The sequence below is a fragment of the Legionella sp. km772 genome, assembly GCF_003989735.1.
In the GTDB taxonomy this organism is placed as follows: Bacteria; Pseudomonadota; Gammaproteobacteria; order Legionellales; family Legionellaceae; genus Legionella.
Window position 1 is genome coordinate 1 of record NZ_RZGQ01000061.1, and the last position, 16,472, is coordinate 16,472.

Below are 16,472 nucleotides of genomic sequence, written 5' to 3' on the forward strand. Positions count from 1 at the left end.
AAAAACTCATTTAAATCACTTTGCTATTAAGTACAAATTGATTCTTAGAGCGAACCAGATTGCTTGGCAGGAGCTTAAAAATATGGCAGCTTAAAATTGACCGTGCGTAACATGAGTTAATGAGTATAAATGGTCAACGTTCCTTATTATTCAAATATAAAAAGATGTCTATTCTTGAAGAAAATGAAACTGGCTTAACAATGAGCACTTTAATTAGCCCTAAAGAAATTTTAGCGGCAAAATATGTGCAATTCAGCAAGGTACTCTCTTCAGATGAGACTTTCTTAGTCCAAGTACAATCAGAAGACAATGGAAGGAATCTTTATATCTATAACTTAGCTAATAGTAGCGCCCCTCAAACTGTGTTTGCTGTCACCTCAGCCATTGATTTAGTTGAAGATGCGCAACTAGTTGGCCCTGTTTTAGTTATAGCAGGTAGCTCAAAATCATCGTCAGCCCTTGTTGAATGTTGGGATGTGTTAACAGGCCAATTAATTGGTGTCGATCATCCTCTGGTTTCCTTGATTACTCCCCCATCCCCTGTTCGCGCCCATGAACGCTACCCTGGAGAAAGTGAGTTAGCCATCTTTTCTCCTCCTAAAGTTCAAGCGACTATAAGGGATAATGGTGAGGTCATCTATTGGAGACAAGGCGAACAAACTATAGAAAGCTTTACGTTTCCAGCTATTGAACAGCACTTAAGGGCACATAAGGCTGAGCTCACCCAAAAGTTAGATAGCAATTTGAAGATGCCCGCGGCATTAACCGGACTGATTGTTGAGTATTCAATGTTTTCACCTAAACCCAAAGCAAGCATAACGCCCACCTCCGAGGAGAGCTTGCAACCAGAATCACCTTAAATCAACAATTGATTATAATTTGCTTACTATTTTACTATGCCCTTATAGATAGCTGAGGCCCTTTTGAGAGCCCCAGCTATCTAGGTCAATAATGAATGATCAAAAAAAAGCCACTGAAGAAAGAACAAAAATCCGTTCAAGGTTTTCCCAGTTCTAAGAACCTAAAGCTTGAGTCAATTGTTGATGGATTCCATTAAAACCACGATTACTCATTACTAAAACAGCATCACCTGGATGAGCCTTGCCTACAATTTCCTTGACAATTTCCTCATTATTCTTGCAGATTTTGTGGGGAAAAGACCATTGCTCGGCAACTGCATTCAGATTAAAATCTTGCGGCTCTAAAATAAAAGTTTCATCTGCATGAGCTAAGGCTGCTGGCATAGAAGCGCTGTGAACCCCTGTCCGCATGGTGTAAGAGGCAAACTCCATAACTACAAAAATTCGTTCATGACGTTTGCTTTGTTTTAAAGCATCTAGGGTTTTTGTAATAGCTGTGGGATGATGAGCAAAATCATCGTATACAGTAATATTGTTATTATTAGACTTTACTTCCAAACGACGTTTTACTGGAGTAAATTGCTCTAAAGCGTGCGCTGCGACTTGAGGCTCTACACCTGCATTAAAACTTGCGGCAATAGCAGCTAAAGCGTTTTCAACGTTAAATTTACCTATTAAAGACCAATTAACTTGAGCTACTTCCTTTCCTAAATGCAATACTTTAAAAGAAGATCCACTTTCATCCAATAATTGCGCTGTCCACTGTGCTTCTTCCCCGGTGCTTATTTCTTGTACTTGGGAATAAATACCACGCGCAAGGACTTCATTTAAAGCTTTATCTTCACGCGGTTTAATTGCAATACCATTAGCCGGAATGGTACGTAAAAAGTAATGAAATTGTAATTGGATAGCAGCTAGATCAGTATAGATATCCGCATGATCAAACTCTAAATTGTTTAATACCGCGATTCTAGGTCGGTAATGCATAAACTTCGGGCGTTTATCAAAAAAAGCGCTATCGTACTCATCCGCTTCAATCACAAACCAGTCACCTTTTCCTAAACAAGCACTCGTATTAAAATCAGTGGCGACCCCACCGATTAAAAAGCCTGGATTTAGTCCTGCTCTATCTAAAATCCATGCGATCATAGAGGTGGTAGTAGTTTTGCCATGAGTACCCGATACAGCAATTACTTTATATTTACTCAAAATATGTTCTGCAAGCCATTGAGGGCCTGAGGTATAAGGTTTTCCTGACTCCATGACTGCTTCTAAAACAGGCATGCCTCTTTTAATTGCATTACCAACCACAACTAAATCTGCCTGCAAAGCCAAGCTTGCATCATCATAGCCTTCTGTCCAAGAAATACCCTTCGCTGTTAATAGATCGCTGACCGGAGGATAACACTGAGCGTCACTTCCCGTTACTTTATAACCAGCATCTCGTGCCAATAAAGCTAAGGCACTCATAAAAGTTCCACTCAAACCAAGAATATGTAAATGAGTCATCATTCATCGCCAAAAAGATAAGGTTAAAACATTAACTGCAACTAAACCAAATGCAGCTAATACCGATTGAATTGGTGTGCTATTTAGAGCAAATTTATAAATATGCGCTGTAACAATAAATTGCCAAATTGATAAGCCCAAGGTAACAAATAAGTATAATACACCAATCAATAAAAAGATGGGATTTTTTAAGTTAACATGCGTTAAATAGGGATCAAGAATAAATAAAGGTAATGCAAGTATATGAATAATACTATGAACATATAATAAACTGGTTGCTGTTTGTACCGAACGAGCTTTCAATTTCTTTAAAAACAACAGAATAAAAGTGTAAAAAATAAACGAAAAAACTAAACAAAAACTTGCAATAATGACTAATAACAGATTATTTGAAAAATTAAAATCAGAAAAGCTCCATTGTAAGGACATGACACTAACAAATAAAAAGACGCCTAAAAAGAGCAACTCTATAGAATAAGGACTGTTTTCAGGACTTTCTCTAAGGAGGCAAATATTCCAATAAGAAGAAAGTAATTGTTTTATTAATCTCATTATCACTTCTTAATAATTTTTTTTATAATACTTAATTGTTGAACTACCGGTTGATCCCAAGGACCCGAAATTTTATAGCTGTACGCCGTAATTTTTTGCATGCTTTGGTTAATAATTTTATTAGCAACCCATGCAGCTAATCCCACTATAGGGCCACCCGCGATAGTGGCCACTACTGGAAGGCTTGCTGTAATATGAGGTGATATACTAAGGCTTAAGTCATAGAGTCTTCGCACAATATTTAAATCCCCCTTCATACTAGCATAAGCAACTGGTCCATCTAAGTAGCTATCTTGGGTGTTTATTATTCCTTTGTTTACGGCAAAATTTCCCTTGAAAATATCGAAGCTATAACCTTCATGGGATAAATCACTAAAATCCAGTTTTAATCGTCTTGGTATAGTCTGCAAGCTAAGGATGCTTAGGAGCTTGCCAAGCCCTAATTTTTCTTCTGTTTCAGGACTAAGGTGGGTTATCCGTCCATTATTTAATTGTAAATACATACTTCCTTTTAAGCCTGATAAGGAAAAATCATTAATGCTGCCATTCCAACCACCATTGAAATTTAAATCACCTTTTTTCGCATCTACAGCAGGCGTTAACCCCCATAGCTCTAAACTTTTAGCTAAATTATTAAAATGCAGCTTAAATTGAAGATCGGTATAATTAGTTTTATTTTTTTGCACCCATTCCCCCCCTACCATTAATTGATAGCCTGGCGAGTCAATGCGGCAATAATCGATAGACCAGCGCTCTGGGGTGGAGTGACTCTTTATAGTGAGATCCCCCACTAATATATTGCCTATGCTTAACCTATCAACACGCAAATTCAAATTAGGAATTTGCTCAGGTTTTAAATCAGACACCGAGTTATCCGTCTTTGCTAATTTTATTTTATTCAAATATAAATACTGCACGTAGCCGCTTACTAAATTAGTAATACTATTGTAAGTTAAATCCGCTAAAATCTTTTTCTGTTTGATGTTAACGGCCCAATCTTTATTAGGTAATATCTTGCCCCTCACAGTAAGATCATCAAATTGCTGTTCTAAGAAGGTGAGCTTATTTAATTTTAGATTAAAGGAATGAAGGTTGTTTAAAACAAAAGAGCCTTTATTTTCTGAAAAACGGGAAAAAACCTTTTTCCATTCTTCTAGATTAAAACCATTTAAGGAACCAACCACTGACAATCCCGATGTTTTCTGATCAAAAGCTTTGTTATTGCCCAAGCTAATTTGTCCAGATTTTAAAGCAAATTCTTTTTTGACATTTTGTTCAAATAAAAGATCGGTGCCGACTTTATGATTATAATTGGTTCTTAAGCGAATTGTCTTCTCAGTGTTAAAGTCAACATTAACCTCTAGAGGAGCTACTTCTTTATACTTTTTACCTAAAGGAGCAGGCACATTAATCGCCAGTCCCTCTAAGGAGCTCGTTAAAGTAAGGTTATCTAAATCATTAGGATCGGTTGTAATTTTAAATAACGCATTTACAGCAAAAATACCTTTTAATAAAGAGAGTGCAGGCAGATTAATCTTAGTTTTTAAAGACTCCACAGTACATTCGCCAATAATTGAAATTAGGGTTGTTGCTTGGGGTGTCTTGCTTGATTGGATTTTAATATTCAAAGGATAGTCAAAAGCAGTCCCCACGAGAGTACTGCCTTTTACTCCTGTTTCATCAAAAGATAAATTTCCACTTACATCCTCGATGGGAATATCAACCATATTGTGTTTGATTCTAATCCCATTATTTTTTAAAGTTATTTGCCCCTTGACTAAGTTATCATCATTTTCCGGGTATAAAGGTACTTCAATATGAAGATCTAATAAAAAAGCCCCTTTCAAAGCCAACATTTTTAATTTAGCTAATTTCTCTTTTAGCGGTGAATTAATAACAAAATTCAACATCTTCTGAGCAGGACCATTAATTATGCTATGAATTAACAGAGTTTCTTTATCCTTACCTATATCATCAATTCGTAAATGCATCTGTTTAATTGGAACACCTTGAGCATCACCATCGACAATATCAATTTCTAAATTGCGATTTTTTAAACGGATATATCCTTCTAAATCTTTCATCATCTGCCATTTAGGAGTAATTAATATATCTCCTCCCATTGCATGGCTAATGATAGAAAACTCACCATTATTATTATCAAAAGGGAAATCTTTAGCAGCACCATTAATGGTTATTTTACCGGAGGCTTGAGCAATGCGCTTTATACCTTCGTTTAACCAATTAAATAATTTTATTTTCATATGCTCTTTAGGCAAATAAGGCATCCACTGTTGCAAATTTTTTGCCGAGAACTCTAAACCAAGGCGGATAGTACCCAATGAGTCTTTACTTACTTCGTCGATTGCCCCCTGCATGCTTAGGGTTAATTCAGGTTGACTTAGGGCTAGGCGATCAATACTTAGGCGTACTCCATTACTCAATTCTTTCCAGTCCAGTACTCCGTTTAATAAATCTAAATGTTGTTCGGGGTAGTTCGTTATGGCAATAAAAGTATTTTCCGAATCTAACTCTAAATGGCCTTCTTGGGGCTCCCACTGAAGAACTCCTGATAAATTAGTTACCGCCGGCAGCTTATCATAGTGATTCCAACTCAAATGATCAAAACGGGACAACAGATAATTAGCTTGTTTATCTTTTAAAACTAATTGAAAATCACTTAGATTACCACGAGGTTTCAACGTAGTGAAGAGCTGATTCCATTGAGGCACATAGGGAGCTAAAACCATTGCCAGAGAGTCGACCAGAATTGACTTGACAAAAATTAAGTGCGATTGGTGTACAACATCAAACTGTATTGAAACTTGATTTTCAGGCCAATGAGTATTCCCCAAATCCAACTGGATCTGATCAGCATTAAATTGCCAACCTTGATTGGTAGGCTTCCAAGCCATATTCGCATAAAATTTAGGGATTGAATTTTTTTCATCGTGAGAAGCTAAAAATAAATCCTTTAATGTCAGCTGAGCTTGAGCCAAAGCAACTTCGCCATGATTTAAATCCATCCATAAAGCGAGTGTACCTTCGCCAGCATCTATATAGTGTTGGAGAGGAAAAAGTAGCTCCTGCCACTGCGACAAATGTATTTTTTTTGCTGAAAAATAGATGCGTCCATTCGTTTCCTTATAATGATCAGGATCAAAATTTAGCTCAGCTAATAACCGGAACACCGTCGGTTTTTTTTGATCAACGCGAGCTCCAGCTTTAATTTTATAATGACCGCTTTTGTTGACCATTGAAAGGTTCAGATCAGTAAAGCCTAATAATTTTTTGTCCTCAATATAAAAATCAATAGACAAATCCCTAATAATTAAACGCTCTTGTTGAGCCAGAATAGGAATTATCTGTACGATAGTTTCAAAAGGCGAACTATCATGATAAGCGGTGTTTTTAATCCCATCCATTTGCCAGGTGTTGCCCTTTTTTCGCAGGACTAAATGACTGTCATCAACATATAATAAACCCGGCTGAATGCGCCAATGTATTATGGATTTAAATACATTGACACCAACAAATAATTTTTCCAGATGAATAGAATTATGTTCATCTCTAATGGTAACATGGTCCAATTTTAATACAGGATGAAACCAATACCAGCCTGTTGAAACAGTTTTCACTGTAACCGGCTGACCTAGTAACTGGGATAATCCGCTTTCTACATCTTTTTTATGCTGTTTCACCCACGGGGTTAAAGAACGAAAGAGGCTTGAAAATACCGCGGCTAAGATAATAAGAATAGCAGCGCATATCCAGATTCTTTTTAATATTAGGCTAATCGGAGCTTTATTTATCATTATTTTTTTTACCATGCCATTGCTTTTGCGCGTATTCATCGCTTTCTTTTTGTTCCCTGCGCTGCAACTTTAACTCCTCATCTTTTTTAGCTCGTTCAATTAATTTAACTACACCCTCTTCTGATATTTTCGCATTTTTGTAAAACAACTCAGCTTGAGATCTAGCTTTAGCCAATTGAGCTAATAAGCCATTTAGTTGCCCAATAGCTGCTTCTAAATGGTTGATGAAATTTAGACGATTTCTTATCCTATCAATTGTGGTTCCTTCTTGACCGATTACTTCTATTTGATGAATGTAGTCCAATCTAAATCCGGTTAATTGCTCATGGCGCATTTTATTTTGCGTAAATTGTTCTTGAGCTTTTAACAAATCAGAATAGGCCTTACGCGTAGCCTCTTGCTTAAGCTCAAGTAATTGAATTAATTGAACTAAGCGTCGATTCATTAGGAAGAGCCTTCAATTTGTAAAACTAATTCATTTAAAAGCCTAATGCTATCATTAAAGTCGACTCGCTCATACATTCCTTGGATTATAAATTGCCTAATTTTATCGCGATACAGAATCGCTTTATCTAACATAGGATCAGTCCCTTTAGAATAGGCACCTAATAAAATTAGATCTTTATTTTTTTCATAAAGCGACAAATATTTTTTTAAAGTCAACATATGCTTCATATGTTGTTCGGGGACAATACTTTGCATAACCCTGCTAATGGATGCTTCTAAATCAATTGCAGGATATTGCCCCTCTTCTGCAAAGGTTCTATTTAAAACAATGTGACCATCCAAAATGGCCCGCGCAGCATCAGCAATGGGATCTTGCAAATCATCTCCTTCAGTTAATACGGTATAAAAAGCGGTGATAGAACCGCTACCCGGTTGACCGTTCCCAGCCCTTTCAACTAACTCCGGAAGTTTAGTAAATACGGATGGGGGATAACCCTTTGTTGCTGGCGCTTCACCTATAGATAAAGCAATTTCACGTTGCGCCTGAGCAAAACGGGTTAAAGAGTCCATTAACAAAAGAACATGTTTCCCCTGATCACGAAAATATTCCGCAATGCTCGTGGCTACCATTGCACCATGAAGACGCATCAAGGGGCTTTCATCAGCAGGTGCAGCCACCACCACGGAGCGCATTAATCCCTCCGCGCCTAAACTAGTCTCAATAAACTCCTTAACCTCTCTACCACGCTCACCAATTAACCCCACCACCACGATATCAGCCTCGGTATAACGTGTCATCATGCCTAATAATACTGATTTACCCACTCCACTCCCTGCAAACAAACCTATGCGTTGGCCTCTACCAATTGTTAATAAACTATTAATTGCTCGTATCCCTACATCTAAATGGGTATCAATAATCGCTCGTTTTAGTGGATTAATAATGGGGCCAACTAGGGGGTATGTATCATTTAATTCAATGCTAGGGCCATCGTCAATTAAATGCCCTGAACCATTGACTATGCGTCCTAGTAAATGAATGCCCACTCCAACTTGAGCCACTCGTCCGGTAGGAACTATAATCATTCCAGGAGCCATCCCTTGAATATTCCCTAAGGACATAAGATAGACGCTATCTGTTCCAAATCCGACTACTTCAGCCTCAACATTACGTTCATTAATAGTAACAAAACATCGGGCGCCCACGGGTTGATTAAACCCCCTTGCCTCAAGTGTTAAGCCAACAGCTCGACTCACACGCCCACAATGGAGTAAACCTGTATTGCGTTTGGTTTGCCGGACTTCAGGTAGGATTTTGTTAAGAATAGATTTATAAATGGTCATGGATCAGGCTTATTCCTCTATAGGAGTAATTAGATTATCCTTATTGATGTATTTAGAAAATAAAGTAATCAGCCGGGTTTGAATTCTACCATCTAATTCACTATGTTCGCTTTTGAGATAAAAATCACCTCTACTCAGACTAGGATCTGCCACTAAAATGTCGAGCAAGCCAGGAAGCTCACTGACGCCAAACTCAGCCTTAATCCACTCGATATCATCCGGGTGCATAGCAAAGACTTTATCAGCTTGTAAAACAGGTAATTCATCTTTAATGTGGGAAAATAATTCTCTTAATTTTTCTGGATGTACAGAAAGTTCTATCCCTATGCAATGAGCACTAAGCCATATAATGGTTTGAATTAACTCCTGAGTTAATCTGTCATCAATTAAATGGACGGGCATTTGTAATAATTTACCCCATTGAATTAATTCCTTTTTTTTGATTTCAATTTCATTTTTTGCTTTGGCTAGGCCTTCTTCATAACCTTGCTTTCTTGCTTCTTCTCGCAATTGAGCGCATTCCTTGGCAAACTCTTCTTCAGGATTTATCGTCACAGGGACATTTTGGGGTGTTTTTTTATATTCCCAAGCGCTAAATCCAGTTTCTTCTTTTTTATAATAAGGTTCAAACTCTTTAGTCATAACAACTCACCCTACTCCGGTATTAAATCATTTCTTCGCCGCCTTTAGCACCAAGAGCAATTTTTCCATCTTCAGCGAGATTTCTAGCAATTGCCAAAATTTCTCGTTGAGCTTTTTCCACGTCACTTACTTTAACAGGCCCTTGAACTTCAATATCCTCACGGAGGAGATCCGCTGCACGCTTAGACATGTTTGCAAATATTTTTTCTTTAGTGGTTTCAGTGGTGCCTTTTAACGCTAATTTTAATTGCTCCGAGCTTACATCTCTTAATAGAGTTTGTACGCTCCGATCATCCATGTCGGTAATATTTTCAAAAACAAACATTTTGTCTCTTATTTTTTCGCCTAACTCTTCATCCCAATCTTTAATTTTTTCTAGTACTTCTTCTTCCATTGATCCCTCAAGGAAATTGATGACGTCTGCTACGCTTTTTACTCCTCCGATTGAAGAAGTTTTACCCATAGTTTGTCCTATTAATTGTTTTTCAATTACTTTTCCTAACTCAGATAAAGCCTCAGGCTTTATGGTATCTATGTTGCACATGCGCAACAAAACTTCAGCGCGTTTATCTGAACTAAAATAACTCACTACTTCAGCAGCTTGTTCGCTATCTAAATGAATTAAAATAGTTGCAATAATTTGGGGATGTTCATTACGAATTACGTCGGCAATTAAACGACCATCTAACCATTTGAGAGTGTTTAATCCACTGTTTTTATCCGATACTAAAATTCGATCAATGAAGGGAATAGCCTTCTCCTCTCCTAAGGCGGCTATTAAAACCGTTCTTATGTATTCCTCAGAGTCAACTGTTAAACTCGTTTGATCTTCAATGGCACTTATAAAATCGACAAAAACAGTTTGCATTTTTGCGCGACTAACCGAGCTCATTGTAGACATAGCCATACCTACTTTTTGCACTTGCCTTGGTTCTAAATTTTTTAATACTTCAGCAGCATTTTCTTCGCCCATACTTAACAATAAAATGGCTGCACGTTCTATTCCGTCCATATTTAACCCCTATCTACCCAATTCTTAACAACTTGAGCAACGCGTTTAGGTTCACTTTCAGAGATCTGACGAACAATTCCCAGTTGAGATTCATAATCAGTAACGTTTTTAAAAGACTCAGAGGCAGAGACTGCACCTGACTCACCACTAGCGGGAGCAGCAGCACCAGCGCCAGCTACCGGTGAAACAGCTAGTTCCTCTGCTGCTTTATTGCTTGCTAAAGTTTTTAAGATAGGCCTTAACAAACCAAAAACCATAATTAATAAAAATAAACCACCCGCAGCTTGCTTAACAATTGACCAAAAAATATCTTTTTGCCAAAACTTCTCTTCTGGAAGCGGCTCTATAGTTTCTGGTTTAATAAAATCACTGTTGATAACATTAAGGCTATCACCACGTTTGGCATTTAGACCTACTGCATCAGTTACCAGTAACTTTATTTGATCAATTTCTTTAGCTGTTAAGGGCGTTTTTTCCAGTTTTTTAGTTTTTGGATTTATAGCGGCTTTATTATCGACCAATACAGCAACAGTCAACCGTTTAATTGTACCCGGTTGATTCTTAGTATGGCTTATAGTTTTATCTAATTCAAAGTTTTTAGTACTTTGAGTGCGTGTATCTCGATTATCTACGCCTTGGGCGCCAGTTTGCAGTGAACTATTTACTTGCGCCCTACCACCAGCAGCCTGATTTCGACCTCCAGTGGTGGGTTGAGGTAAATTAGATAAAGTTCCAGGAACTCCGCCTGCACCACCAGTTGAATTGCGTTTTTCTTCCATTGTTTGTTCGCTTCGTAAAGCTGGTAGCTCAGGGTTAAATAGCTCTTGAGTTTGTTCATAACTGGTAAAATCAATATCTGCTGAGACTTTAACCTTCACTCGGCCTATACCAAAAATAGGGGTTAAAATATCTTGAATTTTTTGTGCATATTGCTGCTCTAAAGATTGACGATAATCGAAGAAACGATCGGTTTCACTTAAAATAGTTTGACCGCCTCCTTCATTTAATAATTGTCCATCCTGGTCCACTACTGTAACCATACTGGCATTTAAATTAGGGATACTAGAAGCCACCAAATTAACAATCGATGCGATGGTTTGCTTTCTTAATTCAACTCCGGGGTAAACATCAACAAAAACTGACGCGCTTGGTTGCTGGCTATCTCGCACAAAAGCGGATTCTTTGGGTATAGCTAAATGAACCCGTGCTGATTTAATTTCATTAAATTTACTTATTGTTCGTGCAAGCTCGGATTCCAATCCTTGTTTATAGCGCGCATTTTCCATAAATTGGCTATTACTAAATACACCGTTATTCGCAAACATATCATTAACGCTATTGCTTTCACGAGGTAAACCTTCTGCAGCCAATTTTAATCGTGTCATCTGTAATTGGTCATTGGGGACTAAAATAGTGCCGGTGTTTTGATCTATTTTAAACACTACACCATAACGTTCTAAAGCAGTAACTATCTCTGAAGAGTCTCTGGGGTTTACCTGAGCATATAAAGGGGCATAATCAGGTTCTCGCGACCAAAAAGCCACTGCGATACCTAAGGCAATACTCGCTGCCAACCCCACTAACAAACCAATTTGGCGGGGTATAGATAAGCTTGCAAATTTTGCTGCCACTGTTGAAGCGTTATCACCCAAAGCCATGATCTATTACTCCTAGAAGTTAACTATTTACTAAACAGCCATATTCATAATATCTGTATAAGCTTGTACAACTTTGTTTCGCACCATTAAGGTCCCTTGAAAACCTATATTGGCCTTTTGGGTTTCAACCATTACATCAGCCAAACTAACATTGGGATCACCCAATTGAAATCTAGTAGTTAAATCATCGGCGCTTTGATTTAAACCGCTTACCTGACTCAAGGCTTGTTGAAATACGTTTCCAAAAGAATTTTCACCAACTTCCTCTGGTTTGCCTCCTTGCGATTGATGAATCATTGCCCGCATTTGCTCAATTAGATTTGCAGTATTAATATCTGTCATTTTGTAATCCTTATCCTTATTGTCCCAGCTCAAACCACATAACCTTCCTCACGCATTTTTGCTAGCTTGTAGCGTAAGGTTCGTTCGCTAACTCCCAATAGTGCAGCTACTTGTTGTCTATTTCCGGAATGCTCTTGTAAGGTTTTTTTTATTAGCTCAAATTCATTAATTTGTAGGTTTTTATTTCCCTTCGTTTTTTCTTCTGAAGGGAGTGTTTCTTGTTGTGTAGAGGTAGACAATTGTAAATGTTCGGCCTCAATAATTCCTTGAACTTGCAAGACTAAGGCACGTTGAATAACATTATCTAATTCTCGCGCATTACCCGGCCAGGCATAGCCTAACATCAGCTTTTGAGCGGCAGAACTAATAACAGGTACAATAGGTTCTTTATGCTGGCAATGTTTTCGAATTAAGTAATTTGCAAGAGGAATAATATCGCTTTTTCTTTCTCTTAAAGGATGCCACTGTAGGGGAAAAATATTTAATCGATAGAATAAATCCTCTCTAAAACGACCGGCTTCCACCTCACTTTTAAGCTGCCTATTCGTTGTAGCTAAAATACGGACATCAAGACTTATTATTTTATTAGAACCAATTCGTTCTACTTCTTTTTCTTGCAAAACACGAAGTAATTTTGCTTGCAAGCTTAAGGACATTTCACTGACTTCATCAAGTAATAAGGTTCCACCCTGGGCCTGCTCAAATTTACCTGCGGTGGATTTATAAGCGCCAGTGAATGAACCTTTTTCATAGCCGAATAAAGTCGCCTCTAGCATTTGCTCTGGAATAGCTGCACAGTTAATAGCAACAAAGGGTTCTTTTCTACGCGGAGAATGATCATGAATAAAATGCGCTAAGACCTCTTTACCCGTGCCACTTTCACCGCTAATCATTACGCCCACATCAGACTGAGCTACTTTTAAAGCCATGCTTAATAAAGCTTGGCTTTTAGGATCTTGGGCAATGGGTTCGCCATTTTCAACAATAAGATCATTTTTTATGAATTTATTTATTTTTTCAGTTAATAGTTGCGCACTGAAGGGCTTTTGCAAATAATCAACAGCACCAAAACGCATAGCATTTACAGCATCCTCAACTGACCCATAAGCAGTCATTAAAATAACAGGGATATTGGGGCGATTTTTTTTGATGTTACTTAATAATTGATTTCCGTCTAGATTATCCATACGAACATCAGTAAGCACTACTGATGGATTATGTAATTCCAAAAGAGTTAATGCTTCTTTTCCATCTTTGGCTGTAATATAAGTATGACCCGCTATAGTCATTGTTTCAGCGAGCGCTTCTCTTAAAACTGGATCATCTTCAACAATTAAAACATGGCTCATAGAAACCTCTACCTCAAATTATGCTGATATTTTTTATTCCCAGGTATAGTAATGTGCACCTGAGTACCTTCATTTGGAATAGACTCTAAGTGAACTTTTCCCCCATGTGCTTTGACGACAGCAAAAACGACAGCCAATCCTAATCCTGTACCCTGAGCTTTAGTTGTATAAAAAGGTAAGAATGCCTGACTTTTTACTTCTTCTGACATCCCTTTACCATTATCTTCTATTGATATTTGTATACCCGAATTATCTATAGATGCAAGTGTTAAATAAATTTCTAAGGCTCCAGATTGTAAGGCATTGATTACTAAATTTAATATTGCACCAATTAGCGATTCCGCATGAATAGAGGCTTCATCATTAAGCAGATGATTATTCACTTTAAAAACAGCTGAATAGCTTTCCACATAAGGCTGAGCGCGTAAGACTAACTGCGAGCACCATTCATTCATATTGATTGAACTTAATTCTATGGAAGTACCTCTTGCAAATAATAATAAATCTTGAATTTGTTGCTCTATACTGCCATGGCACTCATGTATTCTATTAAGCCAAGTCTGTGTACGCGTATCTAAATCGGGAAGGTTATTTAAATGTTCCGTATAGAGTATCGCAGAGGCTAAAGGAGTTCTAATTTGATGAGCTAATTGTGCTGTCATTGTTCCAATCGCTACAAGGCGTTTGTCATTCTCTTTTGCTTTTTCATAGTCTCTACTCGTGGTGATATCAGCTAAAGTAATTAATACCCCAGGTAAACTGTCTAAAGCTGAAATAGCGACATGAACTCGACGACCGTTGGCTAAAGAAACCTCATGCCCATCATCTGCGCGGGGAACAAATGCCTTTTGAATAATATCTAGCCATAAAGCCCCAATTAAACCATAACCTAACATTGCCTCTGCTAAAGGGTTAAGCCACACAACACGGCCTTGTGCATTTAGAATAACTAATGCCGTAGGTAAACTGGATAAAATATCCCACTCAGATAAATCTATCTGAGGTTTAACAGCACAAGTATGATAGGTTGTGTGATGCATAGCAATATTCATTAAAAATGCTTTATATACAGGACTCTAGCAAATTTCAGGCCAAAATGAAAATATGATTAAAATCAAGATAATAGGCGAATTTAATTCAGCAAAAAGTTAAAAATAAATACAACATCTCTCTAGCAAGTATACTATATATTTACAAGAGTCATAATTTTGACGATAGACTACCAAGAGTGCGGTACTCTCCACCAAAGAAATATCTTCAAGCTCAATGTCCACACATAGATTTTCAAATTAAATCCATTGCTCTTCTGTAGTAAAAGCAACGGTCAACCACATTTCGGGACCGTTTTCTCCTAAAGCTATCCCAATTTCTCTACGTATCTCATCTAAGCTTTCCACCCCTTCTATGGGGTAATTGGTTGGCACAACGATATGTATTTCAATAAATTGGGCACGACCTATTTTAGCCACATAACTGGTGTATTTTGTAAACCCTTTGCGTTGGATAAGCGCATCTAAAAAATTTCTCACTTTTTCATCGAGATTGAACGGAGCAATGAGAAAAATATCGCGCATCGCCTCACGCACAGTTTTCATGGGAATTACAATTAAAACGGCACTTAGAGTGGCTAGAATAAAAGGATCAACATAAGGGGTTAGATTAGTGTATGAGGTATTATTCATTAAATGGGCAATACCAAAAGCAAGCAGTAAGGAGGAGGAAACTGATGCTGATAAAAGCCAACTTTGAATGTCGAGCTTTAAAAACTCTGATTGAAGCTTAACATTCATATAACGAATGTAAAGATACATCCAGATAGATAAGCCAGCCATTAACATAGCGAAGAAAAAAGCAGAATCAAAGTCTAACTCGCGTCCGCCTGATAATAAACTTCCTATCGCATTCATGAGTGCATAAAGACAGAGTAAAACCAAAGTTCCCCCGTTGAATACTAAAACTAAGGGCTCGACATGCCAATAGCCATATTGAAAACGGCGATTGCCTTCACTTTTTAATAAGCGGGTAACCAGCAAAGCCAGCAAAGTCATGCCAGTATCCACCATATTTTCCATACCGTCGAAAACGATAGCCAACGATCCAGAAAGCAAACCAAAAACAATCCCTATCACTGCCAAAAAAAATGTGGCAGCAATAGATATTTTAAGAACACGCTGTTCTTGTAGGGCATTATTTGAATGAATCATAGAATTATTGTTTTTTTAAAGAGGTACCCGTGAACTGTTCACAGACCTTTTCTCCACCAGCTAATATATTGTTAAAGGCCTCTTCCATCCCAGAATCTGAAGGAGAAGAAAAAAAAGCAGATTTATTACTTTCACGTTGTTGTTTACCCTGCGCATGCAGAAAATAGCCTAAGCCTAGAGTTGCAGCAATAGATGCCGTCACACCCCATTTATTATCTGCATAATATACTGGGGCAAGCAATGCATTTCCGATAGCGAATATCACTCCAGTTTGTTTTAATTGACTCACTTCCTTTTCAGTTACAGGCATATCAACTCCCTTTGTTTATCGTTTTATACAGACTATGGAACTGTCTTAAAAATTGCAATAAGAGAAGGAAAATTTATTTATCATAGCGTTTTTATAGAATACGCGCCTCAACGGGCACATAAACCTGATCCGCAACTCTTGAGCCATCAGGTTCTGTCCAACGCAAAAGTATATTATATACGGAGGGACTAGTGGCATATTGTACAGTAGTTAAGGTTACATATTTTCTTACCCCTAAGCGGGTGATCGGAAATTTTTTCTTAAACTCACTTAACACGATAGGATTGGCTTGATTTTCATCTAATAATTGATATAGGCGCGGATTTTTAGACGAAAAAAAGGTATTTTTAAGAGCTATTCTTCTAATATAAGAGGGGAATAGAATGACCAAAAAGCGAAATTATTACACTGCATCAAAAAAATCAAAA

15 protein-coding genes are annotated in these 16,472 nt (G+C 37.6%); 1 reads left to right on the forward strand and 14 read right to left on the reverse strand.

The annotated features are described in order from the left end of the window. Positions 1–119 precede the first annotated feature (119 nt). The gene (locus ELY15_RS08005) at positions 120–860 is read left to right on the forward strand and encodes a hypothetical protein (protein WP_127099143.1); all 741 of its coding nucleotides are present in this window, start codon (positions 120–122) and stop codon (positions 858–860) included. A gap of 153 nt (positions 861–1,013) precedes the next feature. On the opposite strand, the gene mpl is transcribed toward ELY15_RS08005, so the two are convergent. The 14 genes from mpl to ELY15_RS08075 all read right to left on the reverse strand — a co-directional run bounded on the left by mpl (position 1,014) and on the right by ELY15_RS08075 (position 16,435). Next, a complete protein-coding gene (mpl, locus tag ELY15_RS08010) occupies positions 1,014–2,372 on the reverse strand; it encodes a UDP-N-acetylmuramate:L-alanyl-gamma-D-glutamyl-meso-diaminopimelate ligase (RefSeq protein ID WP_127099144.1) in 1,359 nt (452 codons plus the stop codon). Then, positions 2,373–2,921 carry a hypothetical protein gene (locus ELY15_RS08015; RefSeq protein ID WP_127099145.1) on the reverse strand — a complete coding sequence of 183 codons (549 nt, stop codon included), beginning with the start codon at positions 2,919–2,921 and terminating at the stop codon, positions 2,373–2,375. Positions 2,922–2,923: 2 nt separating this feature from the next. Beyond that, positions 2,924–6,736: a YhdP family protein gene (locus ELY15_RS08020; RefSeq protein ID WP_127099146.1), complete on the reverse strand. Its 3,813-nt coding sequence runs from the start codon at positions 6,734–6,736 to the stop codon at positions 2,924–2,926. After that, a complete protein-coding gene (fliJ, locus tag ELY15_RS08025; protein WP_127099147.1) occupies positions 6,726–7,181 on the reverse strand; it encodes a flagellar export protein FliJ in 456 nt (151 codons plus the stop codon). Before fliJ ends, ELY15_RS08020 begins: the two co-directional genes overlap by 11 nt. Next, positions 7,181–8,527, reverse strand: a complete 1,347-nt coding sequence (gene fliI / locus ELY15_RS08030; RefSeq protein ID WP_127099148.1) for a flagellar protein export ATPase FliI — start codon at positions 8,525–8,527, stop codon at positions 7,181–7,183. The genes fliJ and fliI overlap by 1 nt, the downstream gene beginning before the upstream one ends. 9 nt (positions 8,528–8,536) lie before the next feature. Continuing rightward, positions 8,537–9,169, reverse strand: a complete 633-nt coding sequence (locus ELY15_RS08035) for a FliH/SctL family protein (RefSeq protein ID WP_127099149.1) — start codon at positions 9,167–9,169, stop codon at positions 8,537–8,539. Positions 9,170–9,191: 22 nt separating this feature from the next. Continuing rightward, positions 9,192–10,181 carry a flagellar motor switch protein FliG gene (fliG, locus tag ELY15_RS08040; RefSeq protein WP_127099150.1) on the reverse strand — a complete coding sequence of 330 codons (990 nt, stop codon included), beginning with the start codon at positions 10,179–10,181 and terminating at the stop codon, positions 9,192–9,194. Between the two features lie 2 nt (positions 10,182–10,183). Further along, a complete protein-coding gene (gene fliF / locus ELY15_RS08045; RefSeq protein ID WP_127099151.1) occupies positions 10,184–11,839 on the reverse strand; it encodes a flagellar basal-body MS-ring/collar protein FliF in 1,656 nt (551 codons plus the stop codon). A gap of 30 nt (positions 11,840–11,869) precedes the next feature. Next, positions 11,870–12,181, reverse strand: coding sequence for a flagellar hook-basal body complex protein FliE (gene fliE, locus ELY15_RS08050; protein WP_127099152.1), 312 nt, complete (start codon positions 12,179–12,181; stop codon positions 11,870–11,872). Between the two features lie 29 nt (positions 12,182–12,210). Next, positions 12,211–13,530 carry a sigma-54 dependent transcriptional regulator gene (locus ELY15_RS08055; protein ID WP_127099153.1) on the reverse strand — a complete coding sequence of 440 codons (1,320 nt, stop codon included), beginning with the start codon at positions 13,528–13,530 and terminating at the stop codon, positions 12,211–12,213. 8 nt (positions 13,531–13,538) lie between these two features. After that, on the reverse strand, positions 13,539–14,570 hold the full coding sequence (locus tag ELY15_RS08060) for a PAS domain-containing sensor histidine kinase (RefSeq protein WP_370449403.1): 1,032 nt from the start codon (positions 14,568–14,570) through the stop codon (positions 13,539–13,541). Positions 14,571–14,819: 249 nt separating this feature from the next. Beyond that, positions 14,820–15,734: a cation diffusion facilitator family transporter gene (locus ELY15_RS08065; RefSeq protein ID WP_127099155.1), complete on the reverse strand. Its 915-nt coding sequence runs from the start codon at positions 15,732–15,734 to the stop codon at positions 14,820–14,822. A gap of 4 nt (positions 15,735–15,738) precedes the next feature. After that, positions 15,739–16,044 (reverse strand): hypothetical protein, encoded by a 306-nt coding sequence (locus tag ELY15_RS08070; RefSeq protein WP_127099156.1) that lies wholly within the window; start codon positions 16,042–16,044, stop codon positions 15,739–15,741. A 91-nt stretch (positions 16,045–16,135) separates the two neighbouring features. Next, positions 16,136–16,435 (reverse strand): hypothetical protein, encoded by a 300-nt coding sequence (locus ELY15_RS08075; RefSeq protein ID WP_127099157.1) that lies wholly within the window; start codon positions 16,433–16,435, stop codon positions 16,136–16,138. Between the last annotated feature and the right edge of the window lie 37 nt (positions 16,436–16,472).

Excerpts from the sequence above, each read along its gene's own strand:
- fliG (WP_127099150.1), bottom strand. The coding sequence starts at position 10,181 with ATGGACGGAATAGAACGTGCAGCCATTTTATTGTTAAGTATGGGCGAA.
- ELY15_RS08005 (WP_127099143.1), top strand. The coding sequence starts at position 120 with ATGAGTATAAATGGTCAACGTTCCTTATTATTCAAATATAAAAAGATG.
- ELY15_RS08070 (WP_127099156.1), bottom strand. The coding sequence starts at position 16,044 with ATGCCTGTAACTGAAAAGGAAGTGAGTCAATTAAAACAAACTGGAGTG.
- ELY15_RS08065 (WP_127099155.1), bottom strand. The coding sequence starts at position 15,734 with ATGATTCATTCAAATAATGCCCTACAAGAACAGCGTGTTCTTAAAATA.
- ELY15_RS08035 (WP_127099149.1), bottom strand. The coding sequence starts at position 9,169 with ATGACTAAAGAGTTTGAACCTTATTATAAAAAAGAAGAAACTGGATTT.
- mpl (WP_127099144.1), bottom strand. The coding sequence starts at position 2,372 with ATGATGACTCATTTACATATTCTTGGTTTGAGTGGAACTTTTATGAGT.
- ELY15_RS08060 (WP_370449403.1), bottom strand. The coding sequence starts at position 14,570 with ATGCATCACACAACCTATCATACTTGTGCTGTTAAACCTCAGATAGAT.
- fliJ (WP_127099147.1), bottom strand. The coding sequence starts at position 7,181 with ATGAATCGACGCTTAGTTCAATTAATTCAATTACTTGAGCTTAAGCAA.
- fliE (WP_127099152.1), bottom strand. The coding sequence starts at position 12,181 with ATGACAGATATTAATACTGCAAATCTAATTGAGCAAATGCGGGCAATG.
- fliI (WP_127099148.1), bottom strand. The coding sequence starts at position 8,527 with ATGACCATTTATAAATCTATTCTTAACAAAATCCTACCTGAAGTCCGG.
- ELY15_RS08020 (WP_127099146.1), bottom strand. The coding sequence starts at position 6,736 with ATGATAAATAAAGCTCCGATTAGCCTAATATTAAAAAGAATCTGGATA.
- fliF (WP_127099151.1), bottom strand. The coding sequence starts at position 11,839 with ATGGCTTTGGGTGATAACGCTTCAACAGTGGCAGCAAAATTTGCAAGC.
- ELY15_RS08055 (WP_127099153.1), bottom strand. The coding sequence starts at position 13,530 with ATGAGCCATGTTTTAATTGTTGAAGATGATCCAGTTTTAAGAGAAGCG.
- ELY15_RS08015 (WP_127099145.1), bottom strand. The coding sequence starts at position 2,921 with ATGAGATTAATAAAACAATTACTTTCTTCTTATTGGAATATTTGCCTC.